Source organism: Streptomyces sp. NPDC046203 (assembly GCF_040646255.1).
GTDB lineage: Bacteria > Actinomycetota > Actinomycetes > Streptomycetales > Streptomycetaceae > Streptomyces.
The window spans coordinates 100,439-117,713 of the sequence record NZ_JBEYZX010000011.1; the positions used below are offsets into that span (position 1 = coordinate 100,439).

Sequence of the window (17,275 nt, forward strand, 5' to 3'; positions counted from 1 at the left end):
GCGCGATCGGTGTTCCGGACCGGACGGCGTCCACGATGCGGTCGCCCTGTAACCACGGGTCATCCGGGGCCTCCCAAGGGCGCGGCCGGGGTGCGGCACTCCTCCCGTTCCCTCCCCGTATCACCCCCTGGACGGCCTTCGGTGGGCTTCACCCGTACGAAGGACCCCGTCGGCGAGACCCTTGTCACTCGAACGAGAGCTTCCGGATAGCGGGGCGCGAAGGCCCCGCCGACACTGGGAGCGTGCGCCCGGTTACAGCGGCGGCAGCGGCCGTCACCACAGTGCTCGGTCTCGGCGCGGCCGCGGTGGCGGCCGGCCGGTACGCCTGCGACGTCGCCCTCGGCGCGCCGCCCGGACGTCCCTTCCCCGGCGAACCACGGCTCACCGTCCACTCCGCCGGCCCCGACCGGATCACCCTCACCCGCAGCCTGGCCGCGCTGCGCCCCGGCACGTACGGCATCGACGGCAGCGACGGCCTGCACGCCGTCGTCGGCCCCGTCCTCGACCGGGTCCCGCACACCGCCGACACCGTGGTGCGCCGCCTCGAACGGATCGAGTCCGGCATCCCCGCCGCCGGCGCCCGGGTCCGGTTCACCCCCCAGCTCCACCGCGGCACCCCCGAGACCGCCCTCGCCGTCGGCTACGAGGACGTCGAGATCCCCGGCGAACTCGGCCCCCTGCCCGCCTGGCTCGTCCCCGGCGCCCGCGGCACCTGGGTCATCGCCCTGCACGGCCTCGGCACCACCCGCGAGCACCCGCTCAATCTCGTCCCCTTCTTCCACCGCCGCCGCGTCCCCGTCCTCATCCCCGCCTACCGGGGAGACCCGGGCGCCCCGCCGTCCCCCGACGGACTCGCCCACCTCGGCGACTCCGAGTGGCGCGACGTCGACGCGGCCATCCGCTACGCCGTCCGCCGCGGCGCGGACCAGGTCGTCCTGCACGGCTTCGGCACCGGCGCCTCGATGGCCCTGTACGCCGCCGCGCACTCCGGCGTGCGCGACCGGATCCGCGGGCTCGTCCTCGACTCCCCGGTCCTCGACTGGGAGGCCACCGTGCGCAACCTGGCCGCCGCCCGCCGGGTCCCCGCCCCGCTCCTGCCGCTCGCCGTTCGCGCCGCCCAGGGCCGGACCGGCCCGCACGGCGACCGGCTGGCTGACGCCGCCGACCCCGGCGGCGCGCGCGTCCCCACGCTCCTCTTCCACGGCCCGGACGACACCATCGCCCCCTGGGACCCCTCGCGCCGGCTCGCCGAACTCCGCCCCGACCTCGTCACCCTCACCACGGTCCGCGACGCCCCGCACGCCGCGATGTGGAACGCCGACCCGGTCCGCTACGAGGAGGCGCTGCGCCGCTTCCTCACCCCTCTTGTCTAGGACCCACGCCCCCTCCTTCGGAGGTTGGCCGGACCCGATCTCGAACAGAGGGCCGTAGAACAGAGGTCGAAACGGGTCCGTACGGGGCTTTCGGGACCCTCCGGACACGAAACCGGGGCCGGGGCGGCGGCGTCTCCCCTTCCGATTGGGCTTTCGGGCGATCAGCGGGAAGACTGCCCCCGTGACGTCTCGAAAGCCCGATGAACCATTGGCGCGCAACTCCAGACTCCGACTCGTCCGTCCGCGGCCACTCGCCACCGCGCGGGGGGCCGTGACGAACCGGCGCACCCGCCCCGCGCCACGGCCGCCCGAGGGCACACCGCCCCGCGCCGTTCTGGCCCACCAGGCACGGACCCTGCTCGCGGACGCGGTGCGGCTCGCCCGCTGGGCCGCCGACGACCAGCGGGCGCGGACCGCGCCCCAGGACGGGGCGGCGGCCGCCGACGCCCTCGGCCTGACCCCGGCCGAGGTCCGGGCCGGCTGGGACCGGGCCCGCCTCGCCGGCCTGGTCGAACTGCACGACGGCACCGCCCGCCCGGGCTGGCGGCTGCACGCCTGGGACCGCGACGACACCGCCGTCCTGCGCGGCTGGGTCGCGCTCTTCGACGCCTGGTCGCTGGCGCACCCGGCACCCGAGGCGGTGGCGCCCGGCGCCGTCGCCGAGGTCGTCGAGGCCGTCCCGCAGGCCCTCTCGCTGCTCCAGCTGTCCGCCGGACCGGTCGCCGTGCCGACCCTCCTGGACCTGCTGGGCCAGCGCGTCGACGAACTGCGCGAGGGCCGCTGCGAGGTCCCCGCCCCCGGAGTCGCGCCGGAATCGATGGCCCCCATCCCCGTCACCGAACGGGACCCGGCCGCCGCCGACGGGCTTCCCGCCCTGCTCGACTGGGCCCTTGAGGGCCTCGCGGCCGTCGGCGCCCTCACCCTCGGCGAAGGTGCGGACGGCCGGCAGGCCACCCTCACCCCGCTCGGCAACTGGGCGGTCTGGGTCAAGCTGGAGCAGATCTGCGTCGCCGCCCAGAGCCCGGCCGGCAACATCGAGCAGTCCGCCGAGGACATGCTCCGCGGCTGCGCCCGGCTCACCCCGGGACCGGCCCGCGACGAGTACCGGGCCTGGCTCGCCGCCCGTACCCTCGCCGCCGCCGTCACCGAGCTGATCACCGTCGCCCGAGGCGAGGACGCCCTGCTGCGCGGACTCGCCTTCGAGGCGCTGCGGGTCGTCGGCGCGCCCGCCGAGCCCGAGGTCCGCGCCACCGTCGCCGAGCCCTCGCTGCGCCCGTACGCGCTGCTCTGGCTCGCCGAGCACGACGGCGCCGACCCGGACGAGGCCGCCGAGGTGCTGACCCGCGAAGAGGCCACCTGGCTGTGGGTGGACACCGCCGCAGCCGTCACCGACCACGGCGAGAGCGATCTGCTCGTCCGCCATCTGGAGTCCGCCGTCCAGGGCACCGTCCCGGCGCTCCTCGACGAGGTCCGGGCCGTCGGCCACCCCCGTACGGTCCAGGTCCTGGTCGCCCTCGCCGCCGCGCACCCCGACCCGGCCCTGGCCAAAGCGGTCCGCCGGGCCGCCTTCCAGGTCCACACGGGCGGCGCGTGATCCGGAGGACAGCCCCGGGCTACCCGGCGGGCGTGCCCGGGGCGTACGTCCCGAAACTCCAGACGTTGCCCTCGGCGTCCCGGGCCATGTAGTCGCGCGAGCCGTAGTCCTGGTCCGTCGGCGGCATCAGGATCTCGGCGCCCGCGGCGGCGGCCCGCGCGTGGTGCGCGTCGATGTCGGACACCCGGACGTACACCCCGGCCGGTCCGCCGCCGGCCATGACCGTGTCGTAACGGCTGCCGGTGCCCCGGCTGCCGAGCATCACCCTCCCGTTGCCGTACGACAGCTCGGCGTGCGCCACCCGGCCGTCCTCGTCCTCGTACACGGCGTCCGCGGTGAAGCCGAACGCCGTCGTGAGCTGCTCGATGGCGGCCCTGGCGTCCGTGTAGAGCAGGGCCGGGCAGATGTCGGGTGTCGCGGTCATGGCCTCTCGCCTTTCCTCGTCGGTGGCGCCGACCCCGATCCGCCGGGCGGTGGTTCCTAGCGGAAGGTGTCGCAGCGCGCCATGTCGCCGGTCTCGTAGCCGGTACGGAACCACTGCTGCCGCTGGGCCGCCGAGCCGTGCGTCCACGCCTCGGGCGTCACCCGGCCCTGGAACCGCTCCTGGATCCGGTCGTCGCCCACCGCCGCCGCGGCGTCCAGACCGTCGCGGATGTCGGCGTCCGTGAGCCGGGTCAGCAGCGGGCGGCCCGTCCGGCTGTCCGGGGTGGTCGTCGCGTGATGCGCCCACACCCCCGCGTAGCAGTCGGCCTGGAGCTCCACCCGTACCGCGTTCGAACCGGCCCCGGTGCGGCCGTCCTGGGTGCGGGCCAGCGTGCCCGTCAGGTTCTGGATGTGGTGCCCGTACTCGTGCGCCACCACGTACGCCTGGGCGAACGGTCCGCCGTTCGCGCCGAACGTGGTGTGCAGCTCGTCGAAGAACCCCAGGTCCAGATAGGCCTGCCGGTCCCCCGGGCAGTAGAAGGGGCCGACCGAGGAGTCCGCGGCGCCGCACGCCGTGGAGACCCGGCCGCTGAACAGGACGGTCGGCGCGTCCGTGTACCGCCCGCCGTGGCGGGGGTACTCGCCGCGCCAGAAGTCCTGCAGGCTGTTGACGACCGCGACGATCCGGCAGTCCTGGCGGGTGTTCGCGTCCGAGCCCTTCTTGCACGTCCGGCTCACCTCCGCCACCGAGACCGGCTGCCCGGCGGCCGGGGCGTCCGAGCCGGACGAGAGTCCGAGCTCCGCCGGGCCCACCCCCAGGAGCAGGCCGATGACCAGGGCGACCAGGCCGACGATCCCGCCGCCGATGGTGACCCCGCCGCCCGGGATACGGCTTCCCCGGACGTCCCGGACCTCCGACGTGTCGAGATCGGCGTCGTCGTCGAACTGCATGCCCACCACCCTTTGTGTCTCTTCGGAGTATCGGTGAATCATCGCGTCCGCACCGCCCGGCGCAGGTCCCGGGGGCCGGAGACGGTCCGGGAGGAGGCACAAGGGGAGGCATGAGGCAGGGGGGCCGGAAGGGACCGGGACGAGGGGCTCGCGTGGCCGAAAACCAGTTGCAGGGTCCCGCTAGACTGGCTCTATGGACATTCCCACCGTGTTTTGGGTGCATTAGCGGCGTCGAAGCCCGCCCGTCGTCCTTCCGCCGTTCCCCCATCACCCTGGAGTCCGTCCGTGATCACCGCCTCCGGCATCGAGCTGCGCGCCGGCGCCCGTGTCCTCATCGAGTCCGCCTCGTTCCGCGTCGCCAAGGGCGACCGGATCGGCCTGGTCGGCCGCAACGGCGCCGGCAAGACCACGCTCACCAAGTGCCTCGCGGGCGAGGGACAGCCCGCCGCCGGCCAGATCGCCCGCTCCGGCGAGGTCGGCTACCTCCCGCAGGACCCGCGCACCGGCGACCTCGACGTCCTCGCCCGCGACCGCGTCCTGTCCGCCCGTGGTCTCGACACGCTCATCCGCAAGATGCGCCAGAACGAGGAGCGCATCGCCAACGGCTCCGGCGCCACCCGCGAGAAGGCGCTGCGGCAGTACGAGCGCCAGGAGACCGAGTTCCTCACCAAGGGCGGCTACGCGGCCGAGGCCGAGGCGGCCACCATCGCCGCCGCCCTCGGTCTGCCCGACCGGGTCCTCGGCCAGCCGCTGCACACCCTCTCCGGTGGTCAGCGCCGCCGTATCGAGCTCGCCCGCATCCTCTTCTCGGACGCGGACACGCTGCTCCTCGACGAGCCCACCAACCACCTCGACGCCGACTCGATCGCCTGGCTCCGGGACTACCTGAAGAGCTACCGGGGCGGCTTCATCGTCATCTCCCACGACGTCGACCTCGTCGAGACCGTCGTCAACAAGGTCTTCTACCTGGACGCCAACCGCTCCACCATCGACGTCTACAACATGGGCTGGAAGCTCTACCAGCAGCAGCGCGAGGCCGACGAGAAGCGCCGCAAGCGCGAGCGCCAGAACGCCGAGAAGAAGGCCGCGGCCCTCAACTCGCAGGCCGACAAGATGCGCGCCAAGGCCACCAAGACCGTCGCCGCGCAGAACATGGCCAAGCGCGCCGAGCGGCTGCTGTCCGGCCTGGACGCGGTGCGGGTCTCCGACAAGGTCGCCAAGCTGCGCTTCCCGGAGCCCTCGCCCTGCGGCAAGACCCCGCTCACGGCGGAGGGCCTGTCCAAGTCGTACGGCTCCCTCGAGATCTTCACCGACGTGGACCTCGCCATCGACAAGGGCTCCCGCGTCGTCATCCTCGGCCTCAACGGCGCCGGCAAGACCACCCTGCTCCGGCTGCTCGGCGGCGTCGAGCAGCCCGACACCGGCGCCGTCACCCCGGGCCACGGCCTCAAGCTCGGCTACTACGCCCAGGAGCACGAGACCCTCGACCCCGAGCGCAGCGTCCTGGAGAACATGCGCTCCGCCGCGCCCGACCTCGACCTGGTCGAGGTCCGCAAGGTGCTGGGCTCCTTCCTGTTCTCCGGCGACGACGTCGACAAGCCCGCCGGGGTGCTCTCCGGCGGCGAGAAGACCCGTCTCGCGCTCGCCACCCTCGTCGTCTCCTCGGCGAACGTGCTCCTCCTCGACGAGCCGACCAACAACCTCGACCCGGCCAGCCGCGAGGAGATCCTCGGCGCGCTGCGCACCTACAAGGGCGCCGTCGTCCTCGTCACCCACGACGAGGGCGCCGTCGAGGCGCTCGACCCCGAGCGGATCATCCTGCTCCCGGACGGCGTCGAGGACCTGTGGGGCGCGGACTACGCGGACCTGGTGTCCCTCGCCTGACCCGTCAAACACCCGGCCGTGCCGTGCCGGGCTGGATCATTCGGCTCATCGGTGATCCTTCATCTGAGTGAGTACGTCTCGTACTCCTCGCGCACCTCCGGCGCGGGCCCCGCGGAATTCCCACCGCGGGGCCCGCGCCGTTCCGCTGCCCCCGGCACGCCGCTGACCTGCTGCTTCCCGAACGGCGTCGGCGAAAGCGGTCGCCCGGGGCGACGGCTTGGGCCCGTTCCCGTGGTGACAGGCCGTGTCACAGCGCGCGAGCGAATGGCACCGACCTTGTCGAATGGGTGGCCAGGAGACACGGGAGGGGTGATCATGAGAAGACCAGAGCGCACTTCCCATGAGGAGGCACGGGTGGCCGAGACTCTGAAGAAGGGCAGCCGGGTTACCGGCGCCGCGCGCGACAAGCTCGCGGCAGACCTGAAGAAGAAGTACGACTCCGGTGCGAGCATCCGGGCACTGGCCGAGGAAACCGGCCGTTCCTATGGATTCGTCCACCGGATGCTCAGCGAATCCGGGGTCACGCTGCGAGGACGCGGCGGAGCCACACGAGGCAAGAAAGCGGCCTCGGCCTGACGCCGGGACGTCTCGATCGGGCCACCGGGTCTCCCGGTGGCCACCCGGTCTGTCCTGCGACCGACCGGGTGGTTACTGTGCAGTCACTTAGCATCGGACACAGTGCTGCACCGGAACCGGAGACGCCCCATGACCACGTTCGAGAACACTGAGCACGTTTTCGAAAAGGACGGTGTACGACTCACCGTCGAGGACGCCGTCGCCACGGTGACCCTGACCAATCCGGCGAAGCGCAACGCCCAGACTCCCGCGCTGTGGCGGGCGTTGACCGAAGCCGGCCGGTCCCTGCCGGGCACCGTACGCGTCGTCGTGCTGCGCGGTGAAGGCCAGTCCTTCTCCGCCGGCCTCGACCGGCAGGCGTTCACGCCGGAAGGCTTCGACGGCGAACCGTCGTTCCTCGACATGGCCCGCGGGTCCGACAGCGACCTCGACGCGCTCATCGCCGAGTACCAGGAAGCGTTCACCTGGTGGCGCCGCAACGACATCGTGTCCATCGCGGCCGTCCAGGGTCACGCCATCGGCGCGGGCTTCCAGCTCGCGCTCGCCTGCGACCTGCGGGTCGTCGCCGACGACGTGCAGTTCGCCATGCGCGAGACCAGCCTCGGCCTCGTCCCCGACCTCACCGGCACGCACCCCCTCGTCTCCCTCGTCGGCTACGCCCGCGCGCTGGAGATCTGCGCGACCGGACGCTTCGTCCACGCCGAGGAAGCCGAACGTGTCGGCCTCGCCAACATCGCCGTGCCCGCCGCCGAACTCGACGCGGCGGTCAAGGACCTGAGCGCGGCGCTGCTGGCGGCGCCGCGGGACGCCGTCGTCGAGACGAAGGCGTTGCTGCGGGGGGCGGCGGGGCGGTCGTACGAGGAGCAGCGGGTGGCGGAGCGGGCGGCGCAGGGGCGGCGGCTGCGGGATCTGGCGGGGCTGAGCGAGTAGCGCTGCGCTGTGCTGTGCGGGTGAGCGTGGCGGGGCGCTGCGCTGTGCTGTGCGGGTGGGCGTGGCGCGTGGTGGGGCGCTGCGCTGTGCTGTGCGGGTGGGGTGGTGCGGGGCGCGGTCGGGGTTGCGGGGTGGTGCGCGTGGTTTGTGGTGGGTGCGCGTGGGCCGGTCCGGGGGTCGTGTTCTGCACTGCATGATTTACGGCGCGGGCACCTCTGTAGTGCGCGAAGCGCCCTTCTTCCGCGCCACGAATCACGCTTTACGTTTCGAACACGACCCCCTTCCCGTCCCCCGCTCCCGTCCGCGTCGTGGCGCACCGCCCCGCACCCCTCCCGCTTGGGATGGGGGGTGGGGCGCCGTCCGCCGGTGGGTGGGGGAGGTGGGTGAGGGTGGTGGGGGCTTTCCGCTGGGGGGATTTGTATTAGTGGAGTTCTGAGATCAGGACGGTGACTTTCGATTGCTCCTCGGTGGTCAGTGTCCGGCTGATCGCGCGGGCCACCGTCAAGGCGCGGTAGCCCGTTGTCACCGCCACCTCGACGCGGACGTGGCCCGGGGGGCGCTGGAGGGGGGCGCCGAAGGCGTCGGTGAGGGCGGCCACGCCCGGGATCGTGAGGGTGGTCAGGGCGGCCGGGTCGTCCGGGGTCGGGGGTGAGGTGCGGCCCGGTGGGGGAGGGGGCGCCGGGCGGTCCGGGGGTGTGTCGAGCAGCTCCGTCACCCGCAGGTCCACTCCCGCGACCTTCAGGCCGAGGGTGCCCTCCGCCGCGTCGAGGAGCGCTGTGCGCAGGCGGCCCGTCAGCTGGGGCAGCGGCCGGCCCGCGACCGCCGCGATGTCCATCGAGATCCGCAGTTCCCCGGGCGGCAGCCCGCCCGGCGGCACCGGAACGGGTGAACGGACGCCCTCGCCCGCGAGGCGGAACCCGGGCCGCCCCGCCACCACTCCCCGTACCCGCCTGGCCGCCTGGGCCAGGAGTGCCCGTACCGTCCGCTCCGCGATCCACGCGCCGTCCGCCGCGTCGCCGAGCGGCAGCAGCCGGTCCGTCGCGTGCCACGCCTCCGCCGTCGTCATCGCCCCAGCCTGCCGTATTCCCGGCGCGAGATCGGGCAACTCGTCTTAATGTGGCGAATACGGTGACGAAAGTCGATGGAAGGGGTGCGTGATGGCCGACCGTACGGATTCCTCTCCGCATACGACGATGACCAAGCGCGGTGGGGGTGATCCGGCCTCCCGAGGGCGGACCACCATCGCCGACGGGGTCGTCGAGAAGATCGCCGGGCTCGCCGCGCGCGATGTCGTCGGCGTCCATGCCATGGGCAGCGGGTTCTCCCGGACCCTCGGCGCCGTCCGCGACCGCGTCCCCGTCGGGGGCGGCGGCAAGTCCGGGGCCTCCCGGGGCGTCAAGGCCGAGGTCGGCGAGGTGCAGACCGCGCTCGACCTGGAGATCGTCGTCGACTACGGCGTCTCCATCGCCGAGGTCGCCGGAGCCGTCCGGGAGAACGTCATCGCCGCCGTCGAGCGCATGACCGGCCTGGAGGTCGTCGAGGTCAACATCGCCGTCAGCGACGTGAAACTGCCCGACGAAGAGGACGAGGAGCCGGAGTCACGGCTCCAGTAGCCGCTGACCGCCCGGCGGAAAGGGCTCAGCATGAGCATGGCGATGGCCGGCCTGATGGCCGGCTTGGCGCTCGGCTTCGCCGGATACTTCGGCGGCTTCGGCGCGTTTGTCCTGGTCGCGGCGCTCGGCGCGATCGGATTCGTGGTCGGCCGGTTCCTGGACGGCGATCTCGAACCCGGCGAGTTCTTCCGCGGCCGCGAACGCGGCGACCGCAGGAGGTGACCCGGGGTGGCGGACCTGGCTCAGCGGCGGGCGGGGGCGGTACGGGTGCCCCCGGCCGGCCGGGGAGCGACCACGATCGCCGACCGGGTCGTCGCGAAGATCGCCGCGCAGGCGGCCCGTGAGGCGATCGACGTCCCCGAGCGGGGGCAGCCGCCGCACGCCTCGGTCGTCGTCCACCGGGACACCGCCCGGGTCTCGGTCAGCCTCGAACTCGGCTATCCCGCCGACGTCGGCCGCCAGTGCGGCGCCGTCCGGGGCCGGGTGCGTACCCGGGTCGAGGAGTTGGCCGGCATGCGCGTCCACGAGGTCGCCGTCCACGTCGAACGGCTGCACTCGGTACGGACCGCCGCCGGCGGGCGGGAGCGTCTGCGATGACCGACCCCGTGCCCGTACTGGAGGAGGGGCGCGACGAACCGCCGGCCCGCGTGCGCGCGCGCCGGTTCTGGTCCGTACGGCGTGTTCCCGCCGCCGTGCTCGCCGCCGTGCTGCTCGGCGGCGCCGGGCTGCTGCTGTACGACATCGCCGCCGTCCGGGCCGGTCGCACCGCCATGTCCTGGCGCCGCTCCCTCGCCGACCGGCTCGCGACCCGGCCCCTCGACGACACCTGGGTGCTCGCCGCGGCGGCCCTCGCCGCCTTGATCGGGCTGTGGCTGCTGCTCCTGGCCCTCACCCCCGGGCTGCGCGCCGTCCTGCCCATGCTCCACACCTACCCCGACGTCCGCGCCGGTCTCGACCGCGAGGCCGTCGCCCTCGTGCTGCGCGACCGTGCCATGGAGGTGTCGGGCGTCCAGTCGGTCCGGGTCAGGGCCGGCCGCCGGAAGGTGTCCGTGCGGGCCGTCTCGCACTTCCGCGGACTCGACGAGGTCCGCGCCGACCTGGAGCACGCCCTCGCCGCCGGCGTCGGCGAACTCGCCCTCGCCCGGCCGCCGGGCCTGAGGATCCGGGTGGCCCGGCCGCCCCGGAAGGGGTGATCCGCGTGACCGCAGTCCTGCGCCGCGTCGACCGGATCGTGCTCGCCCTCGCGGGCCTGGTCCTCGTCGTGGCCGGCGGCGCCGTGCTCGCCGCCGGTCTCGGCCTCGCCGTACCGTCCTGGTGGCCCTGGTCCGGCCCGCACGACGTCCTGCTCAGCCGCTCCGAGCGGCAGCACTTCCGCTCCGACGGCTGGTGGTGGCCGGTGGTCATCGCGGTCCTCGGCCTCGTCGTGCTGCTCGCCCTGTGGTGGCTGATCGCCCAGTTCCGGCGGGCCCGGCTCGCCGAGGTCGTCGTGGACAGCGGCGACGGCGAGGAAGCGGTGGTACGGGGCCGGGCCCTGGAAGCCGTCCTCGCCGCCGACACCGAGGCCCAGGAGGGCGTCGCCCGGGCCCGGATCGCGCTCACCGGGCGCCGCGCCGCGCCCCGCGCCCGGGTCGCCCTGCTCCTGGAACCGCACGCCTCCCCGGCCGGCGCGCTCGCCACCCTCGCCGCCGAAGCCCTCGGCAACGCCCGTACCGCCACCGGCCTCGCCGCCCTGCCCGCCGAGGCCCGCCTGCGCGCGGTCCGCCACCAGGCCAGCCGGGTGACGTGAGGCCGGTCCGGACGTGACGTGACGGCTCGGAAGACGGCTCGGAAGACGGCTCAGCAGACGGCTCGGAAGGCGGCTCGGAAGACGGTTCAGAAACCGCCGCGCGCCCCGCCGTCCACCGGGAGCATCACACCCGTCAGATACGAGGCGGCGGGCGAGAGCAGGAACGCGGCCGTCCGCCCGAACTCCTCCGGCGTGCCGTAGCGGCGCAGCGGGATCGTCGCCTCGTTCGCCGTGCGCGACGCCTCCGCGTCACCCGACAGCGCGTCCAGCGAACGCATCCGGTCGGTGTCGATCCGGCTCGGCAGCAGACCGATCACCCGGATGCCGCGCGGGCCCAGGTCGTTGGCGAGGGACTTGGCGAACCCGGCCAGGCCCGGCCGCAGACCGTTGGAGATGGTGAGGCCCGGGATCGGCTCGTGCACCGAACCGGACAGCACGAACCCGATCACACCGCCCTCGGGCAGGGCCTCCGCCGCCGCCCGGGCCAGCCGGACCGCGCCCAGGAAGACGGTGTCGAAGGCGTTCGCCCACTCCTCGTCGGTGTTGTCGGTGCCGAAGCCCGGCGCCGGGCCGCCCACGCTGATGAGGATGCCGTCGAAGCCGCCGAACCGCGTCTTCGCCTCCCCGATCAGCCGGCCCGCCGTGCCCGGATCGGCGTTGTCGGCGGCGACCCCGGCCGCGCCCGGGCCCAGCTCGGCCGCCGCCTCGGCGGCCGTCTTCTCCTCGCGCCCGGTGAGCAGCACCTTCGCGCCCTCTCCGAGCAGCGCCTCCGCCGAGGCCCGGCCGAGCCCTCGGGTCGCGCCGGTCACCACGTACACACGGTCCTTCAGCCCAAGATCCATGGGCCGATTGTAGGTTCGGGCCGGGGCGCGAAATGTGGTGCGTCCGTCAGTGGTGCGCGTGGTGGTCGGCGTGGTGGTCGCCGTGGCCGTGGTGCTCGTGGCCGTGGTGCTGCTCGGCGGGCGCGGGCGCGGGCGCGGGTGCCGTCTCGGCGGTCCGTACCGTGAACTCGGCCGTCCGGACCACGCCGTCGTGCTGGAAGTCCAGGAACAGTCGGTACGTGCCCGCCGACGGCGCGACCGCCATGAAGGCGATCTCCGGTCCGGGCGCGGTGACACCGTCGCCGGGCTCTCCCTCCGGGTGGACGTGGAGGTAGGCCAGATCGCCCACGCGCAGGGCCACCAGGTGCCCGTACGCGGCCAGGTAGGGCTCCAGGTCGGTGACGGGCCGGTCGTCCCGGCCGACGGTGAGGGTCAGCCGGCTCGCCTCGCCGGGCAGGAGGACGCCGTCGAGCGCGACGGTGTACGCGCCGATCCGCGCGATCCCGGTGGCCTCGGGGAGCGGCTGGGGGTCGTACGCCCCGGCGACGGAGGCGTCGATGCCCAGCGTCATGGTCCCGTCGTGGCCGGCCGGGTGGATGTCGGCGAAGAACCGCCAGTCTCCCGGCTCCAGGGTCAGTTCGGTGGTCCAGGTGCCCTTCTCGTCCCGCACCGGGTGCACGTGCTGGAAGCCGGCGGTGTCCCGCCGGACGGCTATGAAGTGCAGTTCCTTCTCGTGTTCGGGCGTGAAGGCGGTCACGGGCGCGCCGTCGGGGCCGATCACCCGGAAGGAGACGGTCCGCACGCCGGCGGAAAGGATCGGCGCGTCGAGTTCGAGGCTGTACCCGTGCTGGGAGACCGACAGCCCGCCGGGCTGTCCTCCGCCGTGGTGGGCGTGGGCGGTGTGGGCGGCGTGGTCGTGACCGGTGTGGGCGGCGTGGTTCGACATGACAACTCCCCTGTGTGACGCGCCTGCTGGCGTGGTCCGTTCAGGACGACGACCAGAACCATATACCCCCAGGGGGTATTCCGCACCGAGGATTTCTCCAGGGAAGGGCGGGTCGGAGAGAGGGCTGGGGCAGGGGGCGCACTCACGGTGCGATGGCGTCGTCCTGGTCGGACAGCGCCAGCGCGGCGCCCACCAGGCCCAGGTGGCTGAACGCCTGCGGGAAGTTGCCCAGCTGGTGTCCCGTCACCGGGTCGTACTCCTCGGCGAGCAGCCCGACGTCGCTGCACAGCCCGACCAGCCGCTCGAACAGTTCACGGGCCTCCGTCATCCTCCCGGTCAGCCGCAGCGCGTCCACCAGCCAGAACGAGCACACCAGGAAGGTGCCCTCCTGGCCCGGCAGTCCGTCGACCGACGCCCCGGCCGTCGAATAGCGGCGCAGCAGCCCGCCGTCGAGGAGTTCGGCCCGTACCGCGTCGACCGTGCCCACCACGCGCGGATCGTCGGGCGGCAGGAAGCCGACCCGGGGGATCAGCAGCGTCGCCGCGTCCAGCTCGGACGAGCCGTACGCCTGCGTGAAGGTGCCCCGCTTGGCGTCGTACGCCTTCGCGCACACCTCCGCGTGGATCGCGTCCCGCATCGCCCGCCAGCGCCCCACGTCGCCGCGCAGCGACGGCTCGGCTTCCAGGGTGCGCACGGCGCGGTCGGCCGCCACCCAGGCCATCACCTTGGAGTGGGTGAAGTGACGGCGCGGCCCGCGTACCTCCCACAGGCCCTCGTCGGGTTCGCGCCAGGTCGACTCCAGGAAGCCGAGCAGGCTCAGCTGGAGGCTCCAGGCGTGGGGCTTGGCGGGGATGCCCGCCTCCCGCGCCCGGTTCAGCGAGTCGAGCACTTCCCCGTACACGTCGAGCTGGAGCTGGTTCACGGCGGCGTTGCCGGTACGGACCGGTGCCGAGTCGGCGTAGCCGCGCAGCCAGGGCAGCACCGTCTCGGGCAGCCGGCGCTCGCCGGCCGGCCCGTACATGATCTGCAGGTCGGCCGGATCGCCGGCCACCGCGCGCAGCAGCCAGTCGCGCCAGGCCCGCGCCTCGTCGACGTATCCCGTGGACAGCAGCGCGCCGAGCGTGAAGGCGGAGTCGCGCAGCCAGCAGGCCCGGTAGTCCCAGTTGCGCACCCCGCCCATCGCCTCCGGCAGGGAGGTGGTGGGCGCGGCGACGATGCCGCCGGTCGGGGCGTAGGTGAGCGCCTTCAGGGTGATGAGGGAGCGGACGACGGCGTCCCGGTACGGCCCGCCGTACGTGCAGCGGGACGTCCACTCCCGCCAGTCGCCGAGCGACTGGTCCAGGGCCTCGAAGGGATCGACGAGCTGCGGGCGCGGCTCGTGCGAGGGGTGCCAGGTGAGGACGAACGCGACCCGCTGCCCGGCGGCGACGGTGAACTCCGAGCAGGTCGAAAGCTGCTGTCCCCAGGTCTTCACCGGCGGCTCGCTGCGCAGCCATACGGAGTCGGGCCCGGCGACCGCCACCCGGTGGTCGTCCGCGCGGCGCATCCACGGCACGATCGAGCCGTAGTCGAAGCGCAGCCGCAGGACACCGCTCATCTCGACGCTTCCGCTGACGCCTTCGACGATCCGGATGAGGTCGGGGGCCAGGTCGCGCTGCGGCATGAAGTCGACGACCTTGACGGTGCCGGTACGGGTCTCCCAGAGGGTTTCCAGGACCAGGGTGTCCTCGGCGTAACGGCGACTGGTGCAGGTGGTGGCCCCTTTGGGGGCGAGCCGCCAGTGGCCGTTCTCCTCGTCGCCGAGGAGGGCGGCGAAGCATGCGGCGGAGTCGAAGCGCGGCAGACACAGCCAGTCGACCGATCCGTCCCGTCCGACCAGCGCGGCGGTCTGGAGGTCGCCGATGAGGGCGTAGTCGTCGATGCGTTGCGTCACGCTGTGCGCTGTTCCCGGAAGCGACGACGATCAATCAGGCGGGCTGCCGGTGTGCGTGCGGGCCCCGCCCCACCCCCTACGCCACCGGCTGCGCTTCCTCCGCCGCCGTGTCCGTCTCCTCCCGCGCCGCCGCTTCGCGGTCGCGCTTCTCGCGCCGGACGAGGACCACCCAGCCCACCGGCACTCCGGCGGCGAACAGCCACCACTGCACGGCGTAGGCCATGTGCGGGCCGATCGACTCGTGGTCGGGCTCGGTGAGGAGCTGGGGGGAGTCGCCGGCGGGTTCGGGGGTGGCCTGTTCGATGTAGCCGCCGAGGACCGTGCGGCCGAGCAGGGCGGCCTGCTGGGTGCTGTTGATCAGCATGACCTGGCGGTCGGGCAGGCCCTTGAGGTCCTTGATGCCGCTGGCGCCGGTGGTCTCGTCGGCCATGAGCCGGCCGGTGACGGTGACCTCGCCCTTCGGCGGGGCCGGGATCTTCGGCAGGGACCGCTGGTCGTCGGCGCCCGGCACCCAGCCGCGGTTGACCATGACGATCTTGCCGTCGGCCAGTACCAGCGGGGTGAGGACGTGGACGCCGACCCGGTCGTCGTTCGAGGTGCGGCGGCGCACGACGACCTCGTGCGCGGTGTCGAAGGTGCCGGTGGCGGTGACCTGGCGCCAGTAGTCGGTGCGCGGGACCGTGTGGCCGGGGGAGGTGAGTCGCTCGACCGGGGTCGGTGCGGCCTTGAGGTTGTCCGCGATCAGGGTGTTCTGGGCCACCCGGTGTTCATGCCGGTGGAACTGCCAGAAGCCCAGCTCGATCATCGTGGGGATGAGGACGAGGGTGATGAGGGTGAGGATCACCCACTGCCGGGACAACAGGAAGCGGTACACCCCACGACGGTACCCCCGGGGGCCATGAGGTCTGCGCACGGGGGTTCCGCTCACCCTCGTACGGCCCCTCGTACCGCCGTCCCTCGCGCCGCCTTCGTACCGTCCCCCGGTTCCCTCGTACGGTCCATCGCCGCCGTTCACACCTTGTCGACGATGCCCGCCCTCCCCTCGGCGCGGGCGCAGTGCCCTCCGCAGTACCAGCTGCCCTGCACCTCGACGCCCTGGCCGATGATCTGGACCCGGCAGTGCTCGCAGATCGGGGCCATGCGGTGGATCGCGCAGGCGAAGCAGTCGAAGACGTGCACCGCGCCCTGCGCGTGCACCTCGAAGGACATGCCGTAATCGTTTCCGCAGACTTCACAACGTGCCATGCGCCACAGGGTGGGGCGGGGTGCGGCGGAAGGCCGGACGGCGCGCCCGGCCTTCCGCGGCGGTCACTCGTCTGCCGGGGCGACCCGCGGCAGACACTCGCCGCCGGGGTCACCTTCAGGCGGTCACTCGTCCGCCGGGGTCACCTCAGACGGTCTACTCGTCCGCCGGGGCGACGTCCCGCAGCAGCTGGGTGTAGGCGGCCTCGTCGACGATCGGCGTGCCGAAGGACCGCGCCTTGACCACCTTGGAGGTGGCGGAGTCGAGGTCGTTGGTGACCAGCAGGCTGGTGACCCGCGACACGCTCGTCGCCACGTGCAGCCCGGCCTCGACCGTCCGGTCCTCCAACAGCTCGCGGTCGATGGAGGTGTCGCCGGAGAACGCGACCCGCATGCCCTGCTTGAGCGGGGCGTCGGCGGTGTAGCGGCCGGGGTTGGGGTACGGGCACGCGGGGCGCTTGCGCGAGGGGCGCCAGCTGCCCGCTCCGTACGACGGCTGGTAGCCGACGCGGGGGCGGGCGGGCGTCGTGGCCCACTCGGTCAGCGGCCGGCATTCGAGCAGCGGCAGGCGTACGCCCCGCTCGGCGGCCGTGCGCAGACTCGGCCGGAACGCCTCGGCGAGCACGCGTGCGTCGTCGAGCGCGTCGTGCGCGCGCTGCTGGACCACGCCGTAGTGCGCGGCCAGCGACTCCAGCTTGTGGTTGGGCAGCGGCAGCGCCAGTTCCTTGGACAGCGCGATCGTGCACAGCCGCTGCCGGACCGGGGCGGTGAGCTCGGCCCGCGCGTACTCGCGGGCGATCATCTGCCAGTCGAACATCGCGTTGTGCGCGACGAGCACCCGTCCGTCGAGGCGCGCCGAGAACTCCTCGGCGATCTGGGGGAACAGCGGCGCGCCCGCCAGCATGTCGCTGGTGAGCCCATGGATCCACACCGGTCCGGGGTCCCGTTCGGGGTTGACCAGGGTGTACCAGTGGTCCTCCACCTCACCCTGGGCGTCCAGCCGGTAGACGGCAGCCGAAACTATCCGGTCGTCGCGGGCGAGGCCGGTGGTCTCCACGTCGACGACCGCGTACCCCTGTGGGTAGGCGGCCGGCCACGTCGCTGCTGTCGTACGGTCGTCGAGCATGGTCACTGAGAATACGGGCCCCGACCGACACTCGGGCCCCCGGTGCCGCTTTCCCGGCCGGAATCGATGGTGATCAG

General features: G+C 73.4%; 19 protein-coding genes. 10 read left to right on the forward strand and 9 right to left on the reverse strand.

What is annotated here, in order from left to right; translation table 11 throughout:
• Positions 1-242: 242 nt before the first annotated feature.
• Together ABZ990_RS12295 and ABZ990_RS12300 are read left to right on the forward strand one after the other, a co-directional pair.
• A complete protein-coding gene (locus ABZ990_RS12295) occupies positions 243-1,373 on the forward strand; it encodes a hypothetical protein (protein WP_361229394.1) in 1,131 nt (376 codons plus the stop codon).
• 271 nt (positions 1,374-1,644) lie between these two features.
• A complete protein-coding gene (locus ABZ990_RS12300; RefSeq protein WP_361229397.1) occupies positions 1,645-2,967 on the forward strand; it encodes a hypothetical protein in 1,323 nt (440 codons plus the stop codon).
• Between the two features lie 19 nt (positions 2,968-2,986).
• Here the strand turns inward: ABZ990_RS12300 and ABZ990_RS12305 are convergent, their stop codons facing one another.
• A complete protein-coding gene (locus ABZ990_RS12305; RefSeq protein ID WP_361229400.1) occupies positions 2,987-3,391 on the reverse strand; it encodes a VOC family protein in 405 nt (134 codons plus the stop codon).
• A gap of 56 nt (positions 3,392-3,447) precedes the next feature.
• Entirely contained in the window at positions 3,448-4,341 is an 894-nt protein-coding gene (locus ABZ990_RS12310) for a neutral zinc metallopeptidase (RefSeq protein ID WP_361229402.1), read from the reverse strand.
• A gap of 285 nt (positions 4,342-4,626) precedes the next feature.
• Between ABZ990_RS12310 and ABZ990_RS12315 the strand changes: the two genes are divergently transcribed.
• The 3 genes from ABZ990_RS12315 to ABZ990_RS12325 all read left to right on the forward strand — a co-directional run bounded on the left by ABZ990_RS12315 (position 4,627) and on the right by ABZ990_RS12325 (position 7,731).
• Positions 4,627-6,225 (forward strand): ABC-F family ATP-binding cassette domain-containing protein, encoded by a 1,599-nt coding sequence (locus ABZ990_RS12315; protein ID WP_361229405.1) that lies wholly within the window; start codon positions 4,627-4,629, stop codon positions 6,223-6,225.
• Positions 6,226-6,579: 354 nt separating this feature from the next.
• Positions 6,580-6,801 (forward strand): helix-turn-helix domain-containing protein, encoded by a 222-nt coding sequence (locus tag ABZ990_RS12320; protein WP_006123601.1) that lies wholly within the window; start codon positions 6,580-6,582, stop codon positions 6,799-6,801.
• Positions 6,802-6,930: 129 nt separating this feature from the next.
• A complete protein-coding gene (locus ABZ990_RS12325) occupies positions 6,931-7,731 on the forward strand; it encodes an enoyl-CoA hydratase/isomerase family protein (protein WP_361229408.1) in 801 nt (266 codons plus the stop codon).
• Positions 7,732-8,152: 421 nt separating this feature from the next.
• Here ABZ990_RS12325 and ABZ990_RS12330 read toward each other — a convergent pair whose 3' ends face one another.
• Positions 8,153-8,797 (reverse strand): hypothetical protein, encoded by a 645-nt coding sequence (locus ABZ990_RS12330; protein WP_361229411.1) that lies wholly within the window; start codon positions 8,795-8,797, stop codon positions 8,153-8,155.
• A gap of 91 nt (positions 8,798-8,888) precedes the next feature.
• On the opposite strand from ABZ990_RS12330, the gene ABZ990_RS12335 reads away from it, so the two are divergent.
• Genes ABZ990_RS12335 through amaP form a run of 5 tightly spaced genes read left to right on the forward strand, consistent with a single transcriptional unit; the run spans position 8,889 to position 11,130 of the window.
• A complete protein-coding gene (locus tag ABZ990_RS12335; protein ID WP_361229414.1) occupies positions 8,889-9,344 on the forward strand; it encodes an Asp23/Gls24 family envelope stress response protein in 456 nt (151 codons plus the stop codon).
• Between the two features lie 30 nt (positions 9,345-9,374).
• A complete protein-coding gene (locus tag ABZ990_RS12340) occupies positions 9,375-9,566 on the forward strand; it encodes a hypothetical protein (protein WP_361229417.1) in 192 nt (63 codons plus the stop codon).
• 6 nt (positions 9,567-9,572) lie between these two features.
• The gene (locus tag ABZ990_RS12345; protein ID WP_361229420.1) at positions 9,573-9,941 is read left to right on the forward strand and encodes a hypothetical protein; all 369 of its coding nucleotides are present in this window, start codon (positions 9,573-9,575) and stop codon (positions 9,939-9,941) included.
• Positions 9,938-10,537: a DUF6286 domain-containing protein gene (locus tag ABZ990_RS12350; RefSeq protein WP_361229423.1), complete on the forward strand. Its 600-nt coding sequence runs from the start codon at positions 9,938-9,940 to the stop codon at positions 10,535-10,537. The genes ABZ990_RS12345 and ABZ990_RS12350 overlap by 4 nt, the downstream gene beginning before the upstream one ends.
• A 5-nt stretch (positions 10,538-10,542) precedes the next feature.
• Positions 10,543-11,130, forward strand: coding sequence for an alkaline shock response membrane anchor protein AmaP (amaP, locus tag ABZ990_RS12355; protein WP_361229426.1), 588 nt, complete (start codon positions 10,543-10,545; stop codon positions 11,128-11,130).
• An 86-nt stretch (positions 11,131-11,216) separates the two neighbouring features.
• On the opposite strand, the gene ABZ990_RS12360 is transcribed toward amaP, so the two are convergent.
• From ABZ990_RS12360 to ABZ990_RS12385, 6 genes are all read right to left on the reverse strand, one after another.
• Positions 11,217-11,972: an SDR family oxidoreductase gene (locus tag ABZ990_RS12360; RefSeq protein WP_361229428.1), complete on the reverse strand. Its 756-nt coding sequence runs from the start codon at positions 11,970-11,972 to the stop codon at positions 11,217-11,219.
• 46 nt (positions 11,973-12,018) lie between these two features.
• The gene (locus ABZ990_RS12365; protein ID WP_361229430.1) at positions 12,019-12,897 is read right to left on the reverse strand and encodes a hypothetical protein; all 879 of its coding nucleotides are present in this window, start codon (positions 12,895-12,897) and stop codon (positions 12,019-12,021) included.
• Positions 12,898-13,039: 142 nt separating this feature from the next.
• A complete protein-coding gene (locus ABZ990_RS12370; RefSeq protein WP_361229432.1) occupies positions 13,040-14,830 on the reverse strand; it encodes a glycoside hydrolase family 15 protein in 1,791 nt (596 codons plus the stop codon).
• Positions 14,831-14,906: 76 nt separating this feature from the next.
• Positions 14,907-15,704, reverse strand: a complete 798-nt coding sequence (locus tag ABZ990_RS12375) for an SURF1 family protein (protein WP_361229435.1) — start codon at positions 15,702-15,704, stop codon at positions 14,907-14,909.
• A 137-nt stretch (positions 15,705-15,841) separates the two neighbouring features.
• Positions 15,842-16,075, reverse strand: coding sequence for a hypothetical protein (locus ABZ990_RS12380; protein ID WP_361229437.1), 234 nt, complete (start codon positions 16,073-16,075; stop codon positions 15,842-15,844).
• A 154-nt stretch (positions 16,076-16,229) separates the two neighbouring features.
• Positions 16,230-17,204, reverse strand: a complete 975-nt coding sequence (locus ABZ990_RS12385; protein ID WP_361229440.1) for a DEDDh family exonuclease — start codon at positions 17,202-17,204, stop codon at positions 16,230-16,232.
• Positions 17,205-17,275: the final 71 nt, after the last annotated feature.

Coding starts and splice junctions, on each gene's coding strand:
- ABZ990_RS12305 (WP_361229400.1), bottom strand. CDS start 3,391: ATGACCGCGACACCCGACATCTGCCCGGCCCTGCTCTACACGGACGCC.
- ABZ990_RS12310 (WP_361229402.1), bottom strand. CDS start 4,341: ATGCAGTTCGACGACGACGCCGATCTCGACACGTCGGAGGTCCGGGAC.
- ABZ990_RS12325 (WP_361229408.1), top strand. CDS start 6,931: ATGACCACGTTCGAGAACACTGAGCACGTTTTCGAAAAGGACGGTGTA.
- ABZ990_RS12330 (WP_361229411.1), bottom strand. CDS start 8,797: ATGACGACGGCGGAGGCGTGGCACGCGACGGACCGGCTGCTGCCGCTC.
- ABZ990_RS12335 (WP_361229414.1), top strand. CDS start 8,889: ATGGCCGACCGTACGGATTCCTCTCCGCATACGACGATGACCAAGCGC.
- ABZ990_RS12340 (WP_361229417.1), top strand. CDS start 9,375: ATGAGCATGGCGATGGCCGGCCTGATGGCCGGCTTGGCGCTCGGCTTC.
- ABZ990_RS12350 (WP_361229423.1), top strand. CDS start 9,938: ATGACCGACCCCGTGCCCGTACTGGAGGAGGGGCGCGACGAACCGCCG.
- ABZ990_RS12360 (WP_361229428.1), bottom strand. CDS start 11,972: ATGGATCTTGGGCTGAAGGACCGTGTGTACGTGGTGACCGGCGCGACC.
- ABZ990_RS12365 (WP_361229430.1), bottom strand. CDS start 12,897: ATGTCGAACCACGCCGCCCACACCGGTCACGACCACGCCGCCCACACC.
- ABZ990_RS12380 (WP_361229437.1), bottom strand. CDS start 16,075: ATGGCACGTTGTGAAGTCTGCGGAAACGATTACGGCATGTCCTTCGAG.